This is a genomic window from Roseomonas sp. BN140053, assembly GCF_047690175.1.
Taxonomy (GTDB): domain Bacteria; phylum Pseudomonadota; class Alphaproteobacteria; order Acetobacterales; family Acetobacteraceae; genus Roseomonas.
In genome coordinates this window covers 304671-321025 of the sequence record NZ_JBLLEB010000002.1, presented here as the reverse complement: position 1 = coordinate 321025, position 16355 = coordinate 304671, and the positions used below count along the sequence as shown (strand labels likewise).

The window sequence follows — 16355 nt, the reverse complement described above, 5'->3', positions numbered from 1 at the left end:
TCCCTCTCGTTAACCGTTGCTCAGACCCGCTGCCGGTTGAAGTCCGGCTTCACACCGCTGCCGTAGCGCTTCAGCGCACCTTCCTCGCCCACCGCGTTGGGGCGCTGGAAGATCCAGTTCTGCCAGGCCGTCAGCCGGCCGAAGATCCGGGTTTCCATGGTCTCGGGTCCGACGAAGCGCAGGTTGGCCTCCATGCCGGTCAGCGCGTCGGGCGAGTAGCTCGCGCGCTCCTCCAGCATGATACGGATCTCGTCGTCCCAGTCGGTGTCGTCGTAGGCGAAGGTCACCAGGCCCAGCGCCTCGGCCTCGTCCGCCTCGATCGCCTCGCCGCTGCGGGCCTTCGCCCGCTCCACCGCCTCGGGCTCGCCGTAGAAGCGCGCCTGCAGGCGGGTCAGCCCGTTGCCCATGGGATAGGCGCCGAAGTTCAGTGGGCTCAGGCGCAGTTCGGCGGCGCGGTTGTCGCCCTCGCGCGTGCCCACCAGGATGGCGGAGCGGTCGGCGGCGAAGGCCAGTTCCGCCAGCGTGCCGGCGAAGCAGGAGCCGGGCTCGATCAGCGCGATCAGCGAGCGGGAGGTCACGTCCACCCGCTTCAGCGTGCGCTTCAGGTAGTGCCGCACCTCGCGCACGAACCAGTCGCCGGCATGGGCGTCCAGGAAGGCGTCGTGCGCCAGCACCGCCTCGGGGTCGCCCTCGGTCTTGAACACCCAGACGCCCAGCGCGTCCTCGTTGGCGCGAAGGTGCAGGATGGCGTCCTCCAGCGCGCGCGCCACGGCCAGCGGCCAGAAACCGGCGGCGCCCAGGGCGCGGGCGGCGTCCAGGTCGGCGGGCGGCGCGGCCTCGGGTGCCAGCAGGGTGAGGGTGGCGCGGCCGGCGGCGCGGTCCAGCTCGACCCGCAGGTGCGGGTAGGTGATCGTGTCGCCCTCGATGCGGCGGTCCAGCGGCGTCAGGGCGACGCCGCGGCCGGGCTCGCCGCGCGGGCGGTCGGAGCGGGCGGCGAACTCGGCGGCGCGCTCCTTGACCTTGTTCTGCCAGGCGGAGGGCGGCACCACCTCGTCCACCAGGCGCCATTCCACCGCGCGCTTGCCGCGCACGCCCTCCTCGATGGAGCAGAACACGTCGGCGAGGTCGCGGCGGACCTTGCGCTTGTCGGTGACGCGGGTCAGGCCGCCGGTGCCGGGCAGCACCGCCAGCAGCGGGGTTTCCGGCAGCGCCACGGCGGAGCGGCGGTCGTCCACCAGCATGATGTGCTCGGCCGAGACGGCCAGCTCGTAGCCGCCGCCCGCGGCGGTGCCGGACACGGCGGCGATGAAGTGCAGGCCGGAATTCTCGGCCGAGTCCTCCATGGAGCAGCGCGTCTCGTTGGTGAACTTGCAGAAGTTCACCTTGTGCGCGTGCGACGCCTTGCCGAGCATGCGGATATTGGCGCCGGCGCAGAAGACGTTCTCCTTGCCGGAGCGGATCACCACCGCGCCCACCTCGGGGTGCTCGAAGCGCAGGCGCTGCAGGGCGTCGTTCAGCTCGATATCCACGCCGAGGTCGTAGGAGTTGAGCTTGAGCTCGTAGCCCTCGAACAACCCGCCGGCGGGGTCGGTGTCCATGATCAGCGAGGCGACGGGGCCATCGAATTCCAGCCGCCAGTGGCGGTAGCGTTCCGGATGCGTCTGGAAGTCGATCGCTGTCATCGGTTTCCCGCCCTGCTGTCCGGTATGCACCACCGGTTCATGCATTATATTGCATGAAGGACCGCGGGATCAAGCGCCGGTGCAATATGTTTCTGGCGCCGCCCCGCGCTGACCCCCCGCTTCCCGGCGCGCACAAGGTGACCGGATCGATCCTCGCCGGCCCCCGGTGCCCTCGGCTGGCCGGCCTCTTGCAGGGTAGAACGGGTCGGTGCCGGCCGCGCGGCGGCCTGCGAGGAGAGGATGGGATGGTTCCGAGGCTGACGCTCGACGCGCTGAATGCCGCCACCACGGCGGAGTTCGTGGCCGCCCTGGAGGACCTGTTCGAGCATACCCCCTGGGTGCCCGAGGCGGCGGCGGCCCAGCGCCCCTTCGCCACGGTGGCCGCCCTGCACGCGGCGCTGATGCGGCCGGTGCTGGCCCTGCCGCCGGAGGGGCGCAAGGCGCTGCTCAATCGCTTCCCCGACCTGGCCGGCAAGGCGGCGCGCGGCGGCACCATGGGGGCGGCCTCCGTGTCGGAACATGCCGGGCTCGGGCTGGACCGGCTGTCGGAGGCGGAGTTCGCCACCTTCGAGCGGCTGAACGCCGCCTACCGCGACCGCTTCGGCTTTCCCTTCATGATCTGCGTGCGGCGGCAGACCCGCGACGCGGTGCTGGCGGCCTTCGAGCGCCGGCTGCGGCACGACGAGGCGACGGAACTCGCGGCCGCCCTGGCGGAGCTGGGCTTCATCACCCGCTTGCGGCTGGTGGAGCGCGTGGACGGGCCGGGTGCCCCCGCCACGGCCGGCCGCCTGTCCACCCACGTGCTGGACACGCTGCGCGGGCGCGGTGCCGCGGGCCTGCGGGTGGAGCTGTTCGAGGTCGGCGGTTCCGCCCGGGCCAGGCTCGCGGAAGCGGTCACCAATGCCGAGGGACGCACGGATGCGCCCCTGCTGGGCGGGGCGCCGCTGCGCGTGGGCCGCTACGAGCTGGTATTCCACCTCGGCGCCTACTACGCCGCGGCGGGCGTCGCGCTGCCGCGCCAGCCCTTCCTGGACGAGGTGCCGATCCGCTTCGGCATCGACGAGCCGGAAGGGCACTACCACGTGCCGCTGGTGGCCAGCCCCTGGACCTACACCACCTATCGCGGCAGCTGAGCGGGGCCGGGCATCCCCGGCGACATGCGCGCGACACGTCCGGCCCGGGCGGGGTAGGGCGCGAAACCGCCCGGCCGGTTCAGATGAACTGGCCGCGCAGGAAGCCCAGGGCGGGCAGGGGGGTCCACTTCTTGGGCAGGTCGGCCCGCCGGATCGGCGCCACGCTGTAGCGCGGCACCGGCTGGGAGGAGGAGCGCAGGAAGCTCGCGTAGGCCGTGACCTGCTGTTCCCGCCAGGAGCGGTCGGCCAGGGCGGCGCCGCGGTTGGGGAAGATCTCGGCGATCCGGTTGTTCTTGCCCACGGACGCCACCACGGCCCAGAGGGTGTCGTCGCGGGCGCGGTCCAGGCTGATGATCTGGTTCATCGGCGAAGGGCCAGGCTCATGCGGGAGAAACTCCGGAAAGAAAGGGAACCGGGAGCGGGAAAGCTCTCGGCGGGGTGCGCCGGTCAGCCACCCGGCGCGACCGGCCAGGGCGGGGCATCCCGGATCGGGCCGAGCAGCCGCGCGAGGTTGCCCCCCACGCGGCCCAGCGCCTCGGCCCAGGGGAGGACGGCGAACTGGGCGATCTCCGGCACCCGGGTCCCGTCGGGCAGGCGGACGGTGGAGGTGCAGCGGAGCGCCGCCGGGTCCGGCATCTCGGCCGCCGCGCGGAACCAGGCGAACAAGGCCAGGTCCTTGGTCCGGAGATAGGCGTGCACGCCGAGCGAAACCAGGGCTTCCGCCGGGGCGCGGAGCCCGGTTTCCTCCCGCAGCTCGCGCAGCGCGGCCGCGGCGTGCTCTTCGCCGGCCTCGGCCAGGCCTTTGGGAATGTCCCACAGCGGAAACCGCGGCGGGCGGCCGAGCAGGATGCGCTCCCCGTCGGTGACGATCACGCCGCAGCTGGTGCGCCGCGGCGCGGGCCGACGTTTCCGCCCCTCGGCGGCGCTCGCCGGCAGGGCCGGTCCGGGGCTCCGGGCCGCGGCCGCCCGAAGCGTCGCTGGTGCTGCCGCGCGTGGCTCGGATCGCATGCGGCGGTCAGCCTAGCACGCGGCGGCGCGGCGGGCGGAAGCCCGTTCCCGGCGGGGCGGAAACCATCAGCCGCCCAGGCGCAGGTGCTGCAGCAGCAGCACGGTCTTGGCGTCCACGATCTCGCCGGCCTGCACCATCGCCCAGGCCCGGGACATCGGCATCTCCAGCACCTCGATCTGCTCGCCTTCCTCCGGCAGGCCGCCGCCCTGGCCGGACCGGTCCTGCGGGTCGTAGGACGCCACGAAGAGGTGCAGCTTCTCGGCGAAGGCGCCGGGGCTGGGATACAGCGTGAAGACGTGCCGGACGTCGCGCACCCGCAGCCCGGTTTCCTGCTCGGCCTCCTTGCGCACGGTTTCCGCCGGGTCGTCCCCCGGTTCCACCAGCCCGGCGCAGGCTTCCACCAGGAAGGCGGGGTCGCCGTTCACGAAGGGCGGCAGCCGGAACTGCCGCACCAGCACCACGGTGTCGCGGGCGGGGTCGCGCAGCAGCACCGCCGCGCCCGGGCTGGTGCGGTACACCTCGCGCTTCAGGGTCTGCCAGCTGCCATCCGCGCGGCGCTGCTCCAGGGTGACGCGCTGCAAGGGCCGCCAGTTGTCCGACAGGGTCTCGATCTCCCGCACCCTGATCCCGTCTTCCGCCATGGCCGCTGCAAAACCCCTGTTCCGTGTTCCCAGCGTTGCCCGAGGGGGCACGGTTTCCCAGGGGGCACATCGGGGTGGCAGATCGGGCCGCCGGCACCGGCCACCGGGGTCCCGCGCCGCGCGGGGACCGCGGCCGGGGGAAATGGCGGCGCGGTGGTTCGTGCCCGGCGCCGGGCGCGGTAGTGAGCGGGAATGCCCGCGCCGCCGCAGCCCGAAACAGCCCTCTACGCCGCGGCGAAAGCCTTCCTGCAGGGCCGCGGCTTCGTCGTGAAGGGGGAGGTCTGCGGCTGCGACGCCGTCGGGCTCCGCCCCGCGCCGGAGGCCGGGGGGCGGCCCGGCGTCGCGGTGTGCGAGCTGAAGCTGGGCTTCAACCTCGAACTGGTGCTGCAGGGCGTCGACCGGATGGCGGCGGCCGACGAGGTGTGGCTGGCCGTGGCCGCCACCCGGCGCGGGCGCGACCGCGACACCCGCGTCCACAAGCTGTGCCGGCTGCTGGGCTTCGGCCTGCTGGCGGTGGAACCGCGGCGCGGCCGGGTCGAGGTGCTGGTGGAGCCCGCACCCTACCGGCCCCGCCCCAGCCCGAAGCGGCGCGCTGGCCTGCTGCGCGAGCATGCCCGGCGCCAGGGGGACCCCAATGCCGGCGGCTCCACCCGGGCCCCGATCATGACGGCGTATCGCCAGCAGGCGCTGGCCTGCGCCGAGGGGCTGCGGGGCGGTCCCTGCCGCCCGCGCGACCTGCGCGACGCCGCCCCCGAAGCCGGGCGCATCCTGCTGCGCAACGTCTACGGCTGGTTCGAGCGAGTGTCGCCCGGCCTGTACCGGATCACCGCGGCCGGGGAGGACGCGCTGCGACGCTGGGGCCCGGGCCTGGCGGCCGCGGCGGAGGACCCGTAACGGCAGGGGCCGGAACCGGTCAGGGGTGCCGCGCCCCCGGCCCGGCCGGGGCGCGCCAGCTCCGGGCGGCATCCTCGGCCCGGCGGCGCACCGCCTGCCACAGCACCAGTTCCCGGCGCGCATCCGCCAGGGCCCGATGGGCGGGCGGCCCGGCGGCCTCGTCGCCGTGGCGCGCCGCGTCCAGGATGCGGGCGGCCAGGGCCGCCCGCTCCTCCGCCGGGATGCCGCCCGCGTCCAGGGCGGCGGCAACGGCCCGTTCCTGCGCCTCGTCCGTGTCGCGCAGGCGCAGCGCGTGGCGCGGCACCCCCGCGGCCCGCAGCAGGCGGCTGAGCCACTGCCCGTCCCAGGAGGGGGCGCTGGCATACAGATCGTGGCCTTCCAGCTGGTCGAGCATGCGCCGCGCCACGGCGTCGTGCGGCTCGCCCTCCGCCCGCAGGGTCGCGAGGGACAGGCGGTGGATCGCCTCGGCTTCCGGCGCCCATTCCGTCCAGTCCGGGGCGGGGCGGATCAGGTGGCTCTCGCCGTCGCCGCTCTCGAAGACCCAGGCAACCTCGACGGGAAAGCCGTGCTTGCCCAGGGAGGACGCCTCGAAATCCACGAACACGGTTGCCATGCCGCTGCCGTCCTTTCCGGGATGGGGTGCCGCCGCTGCCGCGGGGCACGGCGCCGCCCGGCCCGGCGCCACGCCCTACCTGGCGGAAACGCCCGAACACCCTTCCCGGACGGGGGCGGCGTGACGTTTCGGCGTGAAGGCCGTTGCCTTCCGGCGCAGCGGGAGGGTGGCATGGCGGTGTTCTTCACGGCCGACACGCATTTCGGCCATGCCGGCGGCCGGGCGCTGTATCGCCGTCCCTTTCCCACCGTGGCGGCGATGGACGCGGCCATGGTCGAACGCTGGAACGCCACGGTGTCGCCGGCGGACGAGGTTTGGCACCTCGGCGACGTGGTGGTCGGCACGCGGGTGACCCCGTTTGCCCTGCTGGAACGGCTGCAGGGGCGCAAGCACCTCGTCGCCGGCAACAATGACAGGCCCGAGGTCACGGGCTGGTCGGGCTGGAGCAGCGTCCAGCCCTATGCCGAGCTGACCCTGGACGGGGTGGGGCTGGTGCTGTGCCACTACGCCTTCCGCACCTGGCGCAACATCGGCAGGGGCTGGTGGAACCTGCACGGGCACAGCCACGGCCGCATGCGGCCCATGACCCGGCAGGTGGATGTTGGGGTGGATGCCTGGGACTTCCGGCCGGTGACCCTGGCCGGGATCATGGCGTCGCGGCCGGGCGGACGGAACAGGGCGGCGCGCGACGCAAACCCGCCCGCGGACTGAGCCGGGACCCGGCGCGAAGCGGCCGGGGCGGCGGGCGGGGCGGCCCCGGCGTCGCCCGGTGCCGCAGCTACGCCTTGGCCTGCGCCGCGGCGACCTGCTCCGCCAGGCGGTCCAGCAGGGGGTCGCGGATGCCCAGGTGGCGCAGCCCCTCGCGCGTGTTGAACAGGTATTCCGCCGAGCTGCCGAGCTGGCCCCGCGCGGTGGCCAGCCGCCGCACCGTGTCCGCCTCGCTGAGGCCGCTGCAGCATTGCGGCCCGGCGGGGTTGATGGTGAAGGCGATGCCGCTGCCGAAGGCGTGCCCGTCGCGGTCCAGCAGCGGCACCCAGTGGGGGGTATAGGCGCCGGTCAGCATTTCCCGGCGCCACAGCACCGAGAGCTCCTCCTCCAGGATTTCCTCCGCCACCCGCAGGGCCACGCCGGTGCATTCGCCGCCGGGTTCCAGCGCCAGCACCAGCCCGGGATTCTCGGGCGAGCCGCGGCCGGCCGGGGTGGACAGGCAGAAGGAGCGCCGCCAGCCCTCCACCCGCGCGATGCGGCGCTCGGCCACGTGCACGGTGGGGTTCCAGATCAGCGAGCCGTAGCCGAACAGCCAGGCGCCGCGGCCACGTTCGGGGCGGGCCGCCAGGGTGTCGCGCAGCGACCGTTCCCGCTCCTCGTCGGTCAGCAGGGTGGCGCCGGGCAGGGCGCGCACCATCCGCTGCAGCGATCCGTCCAGCAGCCGTTCCCGCGTCAGCACCTGCGGCGCCGGGACGAAGCCGCCCGCGGAAGGCGACGGCGCCGTTGCTTCGGGCGCTGTCCCGATGGGAACGGCAACGGCGGGGCCCACGGGATGGGGCGGGGCGTTGCTCATGCCGGAAAGGGCCGGCGTGTCGGGCAGGTGTGCGGCATGCGCATCGGGCGATCCTGTGGCTGCTTCACCCGCGGGGGCAGCAGATGCCGAGGCGGTCGGGAGGGGGGAGGAAACCACAGCCCGCGGCTGCGCCGCAAACCGGGCGGCGTCGCGGTCAGGCGGCACGGCGTTCGGCCGGGGGCACGGCGCTGCCGGCCGGTGGCACGGCGGCGCCGGCCGGGGACGCCGTGGTTCCGGCCAATTGCCCCGCGGGTGAGAGGCCGGAGCCGCTGATCTCCGTGCGCTGCCGGGGCAGGGCTTCCGGGTATTCGCTCTGCAGGAAGCCGATCAGCTTCTCGCGCACCTCGCAGCGCAGGTCGAAGGTGGCGCTGCCGCCGCGGGCGCTGACGAGGATGCGCAGTTCCAGCATGTCGCCGGGCGTGTCCGTCACCTGCAGCACCGCCACCTTGCCATCCCATAGCCGGGTGCCGCGCACGATCTGCTGCAGCTTTTCCCGCATGCGGTCCAGCGGCACGGTGTAGTCCACCCGCAGCAGCACGGTGCCGATCAGGTCGGAGCTCTCGTAGGTCCAGTTCTGGAAGGGCTTCTCGATGAAGTAGGTCAGTGGCACGATCAGCCGCCGCAGGTCCCACAGCCGCACCACGACGTAGGTGCCGGTGATGTTCTCGATCCAGCCCCATTCGCCTTCCAGCACCACCGCGTCCTCCACCCGGATCGGCTGGGTCATCGCGATCTGGATGCCGGCCAGCAGGTTGCTCAGCAGCGGCCGCGCCGCGAGGCCGAGCAGCAGGCCCGCCGCACCGGCCGAGGCGAAGAGGCTGACGCCGTATTGCCGCACCTCCGGGATGGTCATCAGCGCCGCCGACACGGTGACGATCAGCAGCAGGGTCTGCGCCGCCCGCAGCAGGATGCGCACCTGGGTGACGTGCTTGCGCGCCAGCAGGTTGTCCTCGACGTCCAGGCGGAAGCGCCGGAGATAGACCTCCGCCCCCAGGGTCATCGCCGTGACCAGGTTCCAGCCGACCACGAGCACGAAGATGAACAGTAGCGCCTGCGCCACGGCCAGGGTGGTGGCGTGGGAGAACGGCGCCAGCGGCAGCGTCATCCCCAGCGCCAGCAGCACCAGCATGGCGGTGATCGGCCCCTGGCTGCGCACCGTCAGCGCCTGCAGGAAAGGGCGGTCCAGATAGGCCGCGAGCCGGCGCAGGCCGCGCATGCACCACCGGGTCAGCAGCAGCGCCAGCCCGGCCGCGGCGACCAGCATCGCGGTGCCGGCCACCCCCGCCGGGATCCAGGCGGTGGCGAGCCCGGCGCGGTCCAGCCAGGCAGCAGGGGTGTCGTTCGGCATGAGACGCCTTTCACGGCGTCCCCGGTATGGGGGCGCGCGCTGGATACGGGCCTGTCCCGGCCGCTTCCTCACCGTTGCTGGGTTGATCGGGGTTAAACACTGCCGGGCCGGAGAGGATGCGTCCTCCCTGGCCTGTTACGCGCGGTTGCCGGGGGCCGGGCGTCGCGGGTGCGACACGGGAGGGGGGCGGGATGCCGCGTGCCGCGGGGGCGCGTGCCGCGGCGGCCCGGACGGCGGTGCGGAGGGCGGCGCGGCGGCCGCCGGTTCTACTCGACCCGGATCTCCGCCGTGCGGATCACCGGCGCCCAGCGTTCCCGGCTTTCGCGCACGAGGTCGCGCATCGCCTCCGGCGTGCGGCCGAAGGGCTCGGCCTGCACGTCCGCCAGCTTGTCGCGGAAATCCGCCGTGTGCACGGCCTGGTCGATCGCCGCCGCCAGCCGGCCGCGGATCTCCGCCGGCGTGCGGGGCGGGGCGCCGATCGCCGTCCAGGTGTCCGACACGAAGCCGGGCACCAGCTCCCCCACCGCGGGAATATCCGGAAAGGCCGGCAGCCGGTCCCGCCCGGTGACCGCCAGCAGCTTGAGCCGCCCCGCCGCGACCTGGCCACCCATCGTGAGCAGGTTGTCGGCGCTGACATCCACCTCCCCCGAGAGCAGCGCGGTCAGCAGCGGCGCGCTGCCGCGGTAGGGGACGTGCATCATGCGCAGCCCCGTCATCATCTCCAGCAGCTTGAAGGTGAGATGGGCGATCTGCCCGCTGCCCTGCGAGCCATAGGTCAGGCGGTCCGGCTGTTCCCGCACCCGGGCGAGCAGCTCGGCCAGGCTGGACACCGGCAGGTCCTGGCGGGCGACCAGCACGTTGGGATAGGTGGCGAGCACGCTGACCGGCTCGAAGCCGCGCGGGTCGTAGTTCAGGTCGGGATAGAGCAGGTCGGCGTTGAAGCTCATCTGCGGCGCGCAGAGCAGCGTGTGGCCGTCGGGCTGGGCGCGCGCGACCTGGGCGGCGCCGACATGGCCCGCGCCGCCCGCCCGGTTGTCCACCACCACCGGCTGGCGAAAGGACGCGCGCAGCTTCTCGGCCACCGCGCGCGCCAGGGTGTCCAGCGTGCCGCCGGGCGGAAAGGGCACCACGATGGTCACGGCCCGGCTGGGAAAGGCGTCCTGCGCCCGGGCGGGGAAAGGCGTCGCGCCCAGGGCCGCGCCGGCGAGAAGGGTGCGGCGTGCGACGCCCCGCGACGCGCCGGTTCCCCGGGGCGTGTTCCCGGGCGGGTCACCTTCCTGGTGCTGCATGCCGTTTTCCCCCTTGCGCCGCATGGCCGCCCGCTGTTTCGCGCGGGTCCGCGGGGAGTGTGGCCGGGCCCGGTCCGGGGTGGCAACCACCTCCGCCATCCCCCCGACCATCCGCGGCTCCCGCCGGCCCGGTGCCGGCGCCCTGCCGCTTCCGCAGCCCCGGCCCGTCCGGGGAGTGGTTGGCAGGACGCCCCAGGTGTGAAATCCTGAACGGCATTAGCGATCTGCGAATGAGAAGACCGGTCGCGAGGAGCTGTCCGAGGTCCATGATGGGTACCACTCCGATCACCCGGCGGCGCGCCCTGGCCCTGGCAGGCGGCGCCCTGGCGGTGCCGCAGCTCGCGCGCGGCGCCGAGGTGAACTGGCCGACGCGCTACGTGCGCATCATCGTGCCCTTTCCGCCCGGCGGCGCCGCCGAGGCCCTGGCGCGCATCCTGGGCGAGCGGCTGAGCCACCGCTGGGGCCAGCCGGTGGTGGTGGAAGGCCGGCCCGGCGCCGGCACCACCATCGCGGCCTCCTATGTCGCGACCCAGCCGCCGGACGGCTACACGCTGTACAACTCGCCCGGCGGGTCGCACGCCGTGGCGGCCAGCCTCTACGGGCCGCTGAGCTACGACCCCGTGCGCAGCTTCACCGCGATCGCGCTGATCGCCACCCAGCCCTACATCATCGCCACCGGGCCGAACTCGCCCTTCCGCACGCTGGGCGACTTCATCGCCGCGGCCCGGGCCAGGCCGGGCGCGCTGACCTATGCCTCCACCGGCGTCGGCGCCGCGCCGCACCTAGCCATGGAACTGCTGAAAAGCATGGCCAACATCGACGTGCTGCACGTGCCCTTCAACGGCGCCGGCCCGGCCGCGACGGCCATGGTGGGCGGGCACGTGGACGTGGTGGCCGCCGACGGCTCGCTGACGGGGACGCTGCGCGACGGCACGCTGCGCGGGCTGGCGGTGACCACGCCGCAGCGCTGGCCGCTGCTGCCCGAGCTGCAGGCGGTGGCGGAGGTGGCGCCGGAGCTCGCCGGCTACGACATGTCCGGCGGCGGCAGCCTCTTCGCGCCGGCCGGGCTGGCGCCGGAGATCACGGTCAAGATCAACCGCGACGTCATCGACAGCCTCAAGGACCCCGAGGCGCGGCGGGCGCTGGAGGTCGCCGGCTACCAGCCGGGCGCGCCGCTGACCCCGGAGCAGACGCGCGACGCCACCGCGGCGGATGTGCGCAAATACGGCGACCTCGTCCGCAAGATCGGTCTGGCGCGGAACTGAGCCGGCGGGCGCGGCCCGTTCCGGCGTGACATGGCGGGCCGCGATGCGGCCCGGGAGAGCACGGACAGGACATGACGGAATACCCCGACGCTTCCGGCGCCGCGCCCACACGCCTCGCGGCCGATATCGGCGGCACCTTCACCGACGTCGCGGCGCTGGAGGAGGGAACGGGGCGGCTGCTGTTCGGCAAGTCGCTCTCCACGCCCGGCGCCCTGGTGGAAGGCATCTCCGCCGGGGTGGACAAGGCCGGCACGCGCTTTCGCGACGCCGAGGTGTTCCTGCACGGCTCCACCGTGGCGATCAACGCCCTGCTGGAGCGCAGCGGCGCCCGCACCGCCCTGCTGGTCACGGAAGGGTTCCGGGACATCTACGAGATCGGCCGCATCAACCGGCCGGACGCCTACAACCTGTTCTTCCGCAAGCACGTGCCGCTGGTGCCGCGCTCCCTGCGCTTCGAGATGGGTGAGCGCGTCACCGCCGATGGCGAGATCCATCGCCCGCTGGACGAGGCCGGCGTGCACGCCGTCTGCGACCAACTGGAAGCGTTGGGCATCGAGGCGGTGGCGATCATGCTGCTGCACTCCTACCGCGACCCGACGCATGAGCAGCGGGTCAAGGCCATCGTGCAGGGGCGGCTGCCGGGCGCCTTCGTGTCCGCCTCGCACGAGTTGTCGCAGGAATACCGGGAGTTCGAGCGCTGCTCAACGGTGGCGGCCAATGCCTTCATCGGCCCGCGCGTGCGCGACTACGTGTCCGGCATCGACCGGCACCTGAAGGAGGCGGCGTTCAACGGCGCCTTCCTGCTGGTGCAGTCCACCGGCGGCCTCTACGAATCCGCGCAGGCGCAGGTGCAATGCGTGCGCATGCTGGAATCCGGCCCGGCCGCCGGGGTGATCGGCGCGCGGGCGCTGTGCCACGAGCTGGGCCTGGAAGACGCCATCGCCTTCGACATGGGCGGCACCACCGCCAAGGCCGGCGTGATCCACGGCGGCGAGGCGCTGACCCGCACCACGGCGCTGGTGGGCGGCTACGCCGAGGCGCTGCCCGTGCAGATCCCGCTGATCGACATCTTCGAGGTCGGCACGGGCGGCGGCTCCATCGCGGGCGTGGCGGAGGGCGGCGCCCTCACCGTCGGGCCGCAGAGTGCCGGCGCAGTGCCCGGCCCGGCCTGCTACGGCCGTGGCGGGGAACGGCCCACCGTCACCGACGCCAACCTGGTGCTCGGGCGGCTGGGCGCCGAAAGCTTCCTGGGCGGCGAGATGCGGCTGGACCGCGCCGCCGCTGAGCGCGCCGTGGAGCGGCACGTGGCGCGGCCGCTGGGGCTGAGCGTGACGGAGGCGGCCGCGGGCATCCTGCGCCTCGCCACCACGGCCATGTCCTACGCGGTGAAGGGCGTCTCGACGGAGCGCGGCCTGGACGCCGCGGCCTTCTCGCTGATCGGCTACGGCGGCGCGGGGCCGCTGCATGCGGCCGGGGTGGCGCGCGAGATCGGCATGAGCCGGCTGATCGTGCCGCGCTCGCCCGGGCATTTCTGCGCCTTCGGCATGCTGTTCTCCGACCTGCGCTACGACTTCGTGCGCACCCGTCTGATGCAGCTGAACGGGGCGCCTTTCGACGAGATCGAGCGCCTTTTCACGGACATGGTGGCGGAAGGCCACGACGCGCTGGACCGCAGCGGCCTGCGCCCGGCGGAGGTCGCGGTGACCCGGGCGGCCGACATGCGCTACGTCGGCCAGGAACACGCCGTCACCATCGAACTGCCCGAAGCGCTCTTCGCGGCACAGGACCGGGCCGGCATCAAGCGCGCCTTCGACGCGGTGCATGCCGTGCGCTACGGCACCTCCGCGCCGGAGGAGCCGGCGGAGATCGTCAGCCTGCGCGCCACCGTCACCGGTGTGCTGCGCAAGCCCCGGCTGGACCGCGTCGAGCGGGGCGGGGCGGAACCGCCGCCGGAAGCCCGTCGCCCCGCGCGCGACGTGTATTTCCCCGAGGCCGGGGGATGGGTGCGCACCCCCGTGCTGGACCGGGACAAGCTGCTGGCCGGCAACCGCCTCGAAGGCCCGGTGCTGGTGGAGGAGCACGCGTCCACCACCGTGGTGCTGCCGGGCGACGTTCTGGAGGTGGACGAATTGGCCAACCTGGTGATCCGCCTGGGGGGAGCGCGGCGATGAGCGGTGCGGCCGTGGACGCGGTGCTGACCGCGATCGTGCGCAACGGGGTCCTCGCGGTGACGGAGGAGATGAAGACCAACCTCACCCGCACCGCCTACAACATGATCATCTACGAGGCACTGGACTTCACCGTCGGGCTCTTCACGCCCGAGGGCGACACGGTGAGCATCGGCATCGGGTTGCCGATGTTCACCCGCGGCATGGCGGAAACCGTGCGCGCCAAGATCCGCCATTTCGGCCCGGATGGCATCCGGCCGGGCGATATCCTGGTGACCAACGACGCCTACCTCACCGGCAGCCACCTCAACCACTTCACCTTCACCATGCCGGTGTTCCACGAGGGCGTGCTGGCCGGCTTCACCTGCTGCATGGCGCATTGGCAGGACGTGGGTGGCGCGCTGGGCGGCGTGACCACGGATATCTACGCCGAGGGGATTCAGATCCCCATCGTGAAGTACCAGTCCGCGGGCGAGGTCAACCAGATGCTGGTGGACATCATCCGCATGAACGTGCGGGTGCCGGAACGCGCCATGGGCGACCTGCGCGCCCAGGTCACCGCCGTGACATCGGGCGAGCGCCGCTTCCGCGAACTGCTGGACCGCTACGGGCGCGCGGAAACCCTGGCTGCGATCCGCGCCATCATGGACCAGTCCGAAGCCCAGGCCCGCGCCCGCGCCCGCGAAATCCCCGACGGAACCTACGAGGCGGAAGCCTTCATGGACGACGACGGCGTGGACACGGGCCAGACCATCCCCATCCGCGTGAAGGTCATCGTGTCGGGCGACGAGGTCACGGTGGACCTGTCCGGCGTCAGCCCGCAGGTGCGCGGCTTCTTCAACTCCGGCGAGACCACGGGGATGGCCTGCGCCGAGGTGGCCTTCAAGTGCCTGACCTCGCCCTCGGACTATCCCATCAACCAGGGCAGCTTCCGGCCCCTGAAGGTGGTGCTGCCCGCCGGCACGGTGGTCAGCGCCGTGCGTCCGGCGGCGATGCGCTGGTGGATGACCGTGCCGATGACGGTGATCGACACGATCTTCCGCGCGCTCGCCCCGGCCATGCCGGACCGCATCATCGCCGGCCACCACGCGGACCTGCTGGCCTGCATGATCCACGGCATTTCGCCGAAGGACGGGCGGTTCTACATCGGCTCCTTCGGCCCGCTGGGCGGCGGCTGGGGCGCCAAGCTCACGGAGGACGGGGTCAGCGCCACCGTCTGCCTCAACGACGGCGACACCCACAACGCCCCCGTGGAGCAGGTGGAGAGCAAGTATCCCGTGCTGATCGAGAAACTGGCGCTGCGGCCGGATTCCGGCGGCCCGGGCCGTTTCCGCGGCGGCCTGGGCATCGAGCGCACGGTGCAGGCGCGCGCCCCGCTCTCCTTCAGCACGCAGACGGAACGCGCCAACTGCCCGCCCTGGGGGCTGCAGGGCGGCACGGACGGCGCGGGCAACCAGGTCACGCTGCGTATCCGCGGCGAGGAGATCGCCGGCCTGCCCAACGCCAAGGTGCTGACCCGCCGCCTCGCGCGCGGCGACGCCTTCACCGTGCGCTCCGGCGGCGGCGGCGGCTTCGGCCCGGCGCTGGAACGCGACCCCGAGCGCGTGGCGCTGGACCTGCGCGAGGGCTACATCAGCCGCGAGGCGATGGAGCGCCATTACGGCGTGGTGCTGACGGAAGCCGGCGCGGTGGACACGGACGCGACGGCGGCGCTGCGCCGTGACATGGCTGGCGCCGCCCCGGCCTGAGCGCTGGCGCGGCAATTGATCGCAAGGGGAGGGGAGACGTTCATGGCCGAGTACAAGCTGGTGACGTATCGCAGCGGAACCGGGAAGCCGCGCGCGGGCCTAGTGGTGGGCGACCGGGTGCATGAGATCGCGCAGCTCGCCGGCGGGTCGGATTACGCGACGATGCTGGACGTGATGGAGGACTGGGACGCCGCACGGCCGATGCTGGAAGCCGCCGCGAACAGCGACGGCGTCGGCGGCCGCGCGCTGGCCGAGGTGGAGCTGCTGGCACCGCTGCTCTACCCGCCCACCATCTACTGCGCCGGCGCCAACTATTCCGACCACGTGGCGGAGATGGCGGCCAATACCGGCCGCCCGGCCGGGCCGGACCCGCGCTCGCAGGGGCTGCTGTCCTGGCACTTCATCAAGGTGTCGCGCGCCGTGACGCATCCCGACGCCACGGTGACGCTGCCGCACGCTTCCAAGAAGGTGGACTGGGAGGTGGAGCTCGCGGCGGTGATCGGCCGCCGCGCTAAGGACGTGTCCGTGGAGAGCGCGCTGGACTACGTCGCCGGCTACACCGCGGCCAACGACCTGTCGGCGCGCGACCTCGGCGCGCGGCCGGGCGTGCCGGATGGTTCGCTGTTCAAGGCGGACTGGATCGGCCAGAAATGCTTCGATGGCGCTTGCCCGCTGGGGCCCTGGATCGTGCCGGCCTCGCAGATCGGCGACCCGCAGGCGCTCGGGCTGCGCTGCTGGGTGAACGACGTGCTCAAGCAGGACAGCGACACCGGCAAGATGATCTTCTCGCTGGCCGAGCAGATCGCGCACCTGTCCAGCCGCATCACCCTCTACCCCGGCGACGTGGTGCTGACCGGCACGCCCGCCGGGGTCGGCGCGGGGCGGGGCGAGTTCCTCAAGTCCGGCGACGTCGTGCGCGTCTGGGTGGAGAAGATCGGCGAACTGACCAACCGGATGGCCTGACGCCGCGGGCGAAGCGCATCGGGTGCGGGGCTGCCCGGCAG

The 16355-nt window shown here is 73.2% G+C and carries 15 protein-coding genes; 7 read left to right on the top strand and 8 right to left on the bottom strand.

The features are described 5' to 3' along the window. Positions 1–20 precede the first annotated feature (20 nt). Positions 21–1682: a 2,3-epoxybenzoyl-CoA dihydrolase gene (boxC, locus tag ACLIBK_RS03590; protein ID WP_415385851.1), complete on the bottom strand. Its 1662-nt coding sequence runs from the start codon at positions 1680–1682 to the stop codon at positions 21–23. A 245-nt stretch (positions 1683–1927) separates the two neighbouring features. Here boxC and uraD point away from each other — a divergent pair, with 245 nt between their 5' ends. Beyond that, positions 1928–2815 carry a 2-oxo-4-hydroxy-4-carboxy-5-ureidoimidazoline decarboxylase gene (uraD, locus tag ACLIBK_RS03585; RefSeq protein WP_415385850.1) on the top strand — a complete coding sequence of 296 codons (888 nt, stop codon included), beginning with the start codon at positions 1928–1930 and terminating at the stop codon, positions 2813–2815. A gap of 79 nt (positions 2816–2894) precedes the next feature. On the opposite strand, the gene ACLIBK_RS03580 is transcribed toward uraD, so the two are convergent. The 3 genes from ACLIBK_RS03580 to ACLIBK_RS03570 form a co-directional block, all read right to left on the bottom strand. Beyond that, entirely contained in the window at positions 2895–3179 is a 285-nt protein-coding gene (locus ACLIBK_RS03580) for a hypothetical protein (protein ID WP_415385849.1), read from the bottom strand. An 83-nt stretch (positions 3180–3262) separates the two neighbouring features. Next, positions 3263–3823 carry an NUDIX hydrolase gene (locus ACLIBK_RS03575; RefSeq protein WP_415385848.1) on the bottom strand — a complete coding sequence of 187 codons (561 nt, stop codon included), beginning with the start codon at positions 3821–3823 and terminating at the stop codon, positions 3263–3265. A gap of 66 nt (positions 3824–3889) precedes the next feature. Continuing rightward, on the bottom strand, positions 3890–4444 hold the full coding sequence (locus ACLIBK_RS03570) for an NUDIX domain-containing protein (RefSeq protein WP_415385847.1): 555 nt from the start codon (positions 4442–4444) through the stop codon (positions 3890–3892). 213 nt (positions 4445–4657) lie between these two features. On the opposite strand from ACLIBK_RS03570, the gene ACLIBK_RS03565 reads away from it, so the two are divergent. Further along, entirely contained in the window at positions 4658–5359 is a 702-nt protein-coding gene (locus ACLIBK_RS03565) for a DUF2161 domain-containing phosphodiesterase (protein ID WP_415385846.1), read from the top strand. Positions 5360–5378: 19 nt separating this feature from the next. Here ACLIBK_RS03565 and ACLIBK_RS03560 read toward each other — a convergent pair whose 3' ends face one another. Beyond that, positions 5379–5972: a transcriptional regulator gene (locus tag ACLIBK_RS03560; protein ID WP_415385845.1), complete on the bottom strand. Its 594-nt coding sequence runs from the start codon at positions 5970–5972 to the stop codon at positions 5379–5381. A gap of 171 nt (positions 5973–6143) precedes the next feature. Here ACLIBK_RS03560 and ACLIBK_RS03555 point away from each other — a divergent pair, with 171 nt between their 5' ends. After that, positions 6144–6683: a metallophosphoesterase family protein gene (locus ACLIBK_RS03555; protein ID WP_415385844.1), complete on the top strand. Its 540-nt coding sequence runs from the start codon at positions 6144–6146 to the stop codon at positions 6681–6683. A 67-nt stretch (positions 6684–6750) separates the two neighbouring features. Here the strand turns inward: ACLIBK_RS03555 and ACLIBK_RS03550 are convergent, their stop codons facing one another. From ACLIBK_RS03550 to ACLIBK_RS03540, 3 genes are all read right to left on the bottom strand, one after another. Then, entirely contained in the window at positions 6751–7533 is a 783-nt protein-coding gene (locus ACLIBK_RS03550) for a gamma-glutamylcyclotransferase (RefSeq protein WP_415385843.1), read from the bottom strand. A gap of 154 nt (positions 7534–7687) precedes the next feature. After that, positions 7688–8881, bottom strand: coding sequence for a mechanosensitive ion channel family protein (locus ACLIBK_RS03545; RefSeq protein WP_415385842.1), 1194 nt, complete (start codon positions 8879–8881; stop codon positions 7688–7690). Between the two features lie 266 nt (positions 8882–9147). After that, a complete protein-coding gene (locus ACLIBK_RS03540) occupies positions 9148–10170 on the bottom strand; it encodes a Bug family tripartite tricarboxylate transporter substrate binding protein (RefSeq protein WP_415385841.1) in 1023 nt (340 codons plus the stop codon). A 266-nt stretch (positions 10171–10436) separates the two neighbouring features. Here ACLIBK_RS03540 and ACLIBK_RS03535 point away from each other — a divergent pair, with 266 nt between their 5' ends. The 4 genes from ACLIBK_RS03535 (at position 10437) to ACLIBK_RS03520 (ending at position 16314) form a co-directional block, all read left to right on the top strand. Continuing rightward, complete coding sequence (locus ACLIBK_RS03535; protein WP_415385840.1) at positions 10437–11435, top strand: Bug family tripartite tricarboxylate transporter substrate binding protein; 999 nt, start codon at positions 10437–10439, stop codon at positions 11433–11435. Positions 11436–11506: 71 nt separating this feature from the next. Beyond that, positions 11507–13606, top strand: a complete 2100-nt coding sequence (locus tag ACLIBK_RS03530; protein WP_415385839.1) for a hydantoinase/oxoprolinase family protein — start codon at positions 11507–11509, stop codon at positions 13604–13606. Then, positions 13603–15351: a hydantoinase B/oxoprolinase family protein gene (locus tag ACLIBK_RS03525; RefSeq protein ID WP_415385838.1), complete on the top strand. Its 1749-nt coding sequence runs from the start codon at positions 13603–13605 to the stop codon at positions 15349–15351. Before ACLIBK_RS03530 ends, ACLIBK_RS03525 begins: the two co-directional genes overlap by 4 nt. A gap of 42 nt (positions 15352–15393) precedes the next feature. Continuing rightward, positions 15394–16314, top strand: a complete 921-nt coding sequence (locus tag ACLIBK_RS03520; RefSeq protein WP_415385837.1) for a fumarylacetoacetate hydrolase family protein — start codon at positions 15394–15396, stop codon at positions 16312–16314. Positions 16315–16355: the final 41 nt, after the last annotated feature.

What these genes read in the sequence shown, in the direction of transcription:
- ACLIBK_RS03565 (WP_415385846.1), top strand. Translation starts at nt 4,658, where the DNA reads ATGCCCGCGCCGCCGCAGCCCGAAACAGCCCTCTACGCCGCGGCGAAA.
- ACLIBK_RS03580 (WP_415385849.1), bottom strand. Translation starts at nt 3,179, where the DNA reads ATGAACCAGATCATCAGCCTGGACCGCGCCCGCGACGACACCCTCTGG.
- boxC (WP_415385851.1), bottom strand. Translation starts at nt 1,682, where the DNA reads ATGACAGCGATCGACTTCCAGACGCATCCGGAACGCTACCGCCACTGG.
- ACLIBK_RS03540 (WP_415385841.1), bottom strand. Translation starts at nt 10,170, where the DNA reads ATGCAGCACCAGGAAGGTGACCCGCCCGGGAACACGCCCCGGGGAACC.
- uraD (WP_415385850.1), top strand. Translation starts at nt 1,928, where the DNA reads ATGGTTCCGAGGCTGACGCTCGACGCGCTGAATGCCGCCACCACGGCG.
- ACLIBK_RS03520 (WP_415385837.1), top strand. Translation starts at nt 15,394, where the DNA reads ATGGCCGAGTACAAGCTGGTGACGTATCGCAGCGGAACCGGGAAGCCG.
- ACLIBK_RS03525 (WP_415385838.1), top strand. Translation starts at nt 13,603, where the DNA reads ATGAGCGGTGCGGCCGTGGACGCGGTGCTGACCGCGATCGTGCGCAAC.
- ACLIBK_RS03555 (WP_415385844.1), top strand. Translation starts at nt 6,144, where the DNA reads ATGGCGGTGTTCTTCACGGCCGACACGCATTTCGGCCATGCCGGCGGC.
- ACLIBK_RS03535 (WP_415385840.1), top strand. Translation starts at nt 10,437, where the DNA reads ATGATGGGTACCACTCCGATCACCCGGCGGCGCGCCCTGGCCCTGGCA.
- ACLIBK_RS03550 (WP_415385843.1), bottom strand. Translation starts at nt 7,533, where the DNA reads ATGAGCAACGCCCCGCCCCATCCCGTGGGCCCCGCCGTTGCCGTTCCC.
- ACLIBK_RS03530 (WP_415385839.1), top strand. Translation starts at nt 11,507, where the DNA reads ATGACGGAATACCCCGACGCTTCCGGCGCCGCGCCCACACGCCTCGCG.
- ACLIBK_RS03575 (WP_415385848.1), bottom strand. Translation starts at nt 3,823, where the DNA reads ATGCGATCCGAGCCACGCGCGGCAGCACCAGCGACGCTTCGGGCGGCC.
- ACLIBK_RS03545 (WP_415385842.1), bottom strand. Translation starts at nt 8,881, where the DNA reads ATGCCGAACGACACCCCTGCTGCCTGGCTGGACCGCGCCGGGCTCGCC.
- ACLIBK_RS03560 (WP_415385845.1), bottom strand. Translation starts at nt 5,972, where the DNA reads ATGGCAACCGTGTTCGTGGATTTCGAGGCGTCCTCCCTGGGCAAGCAC.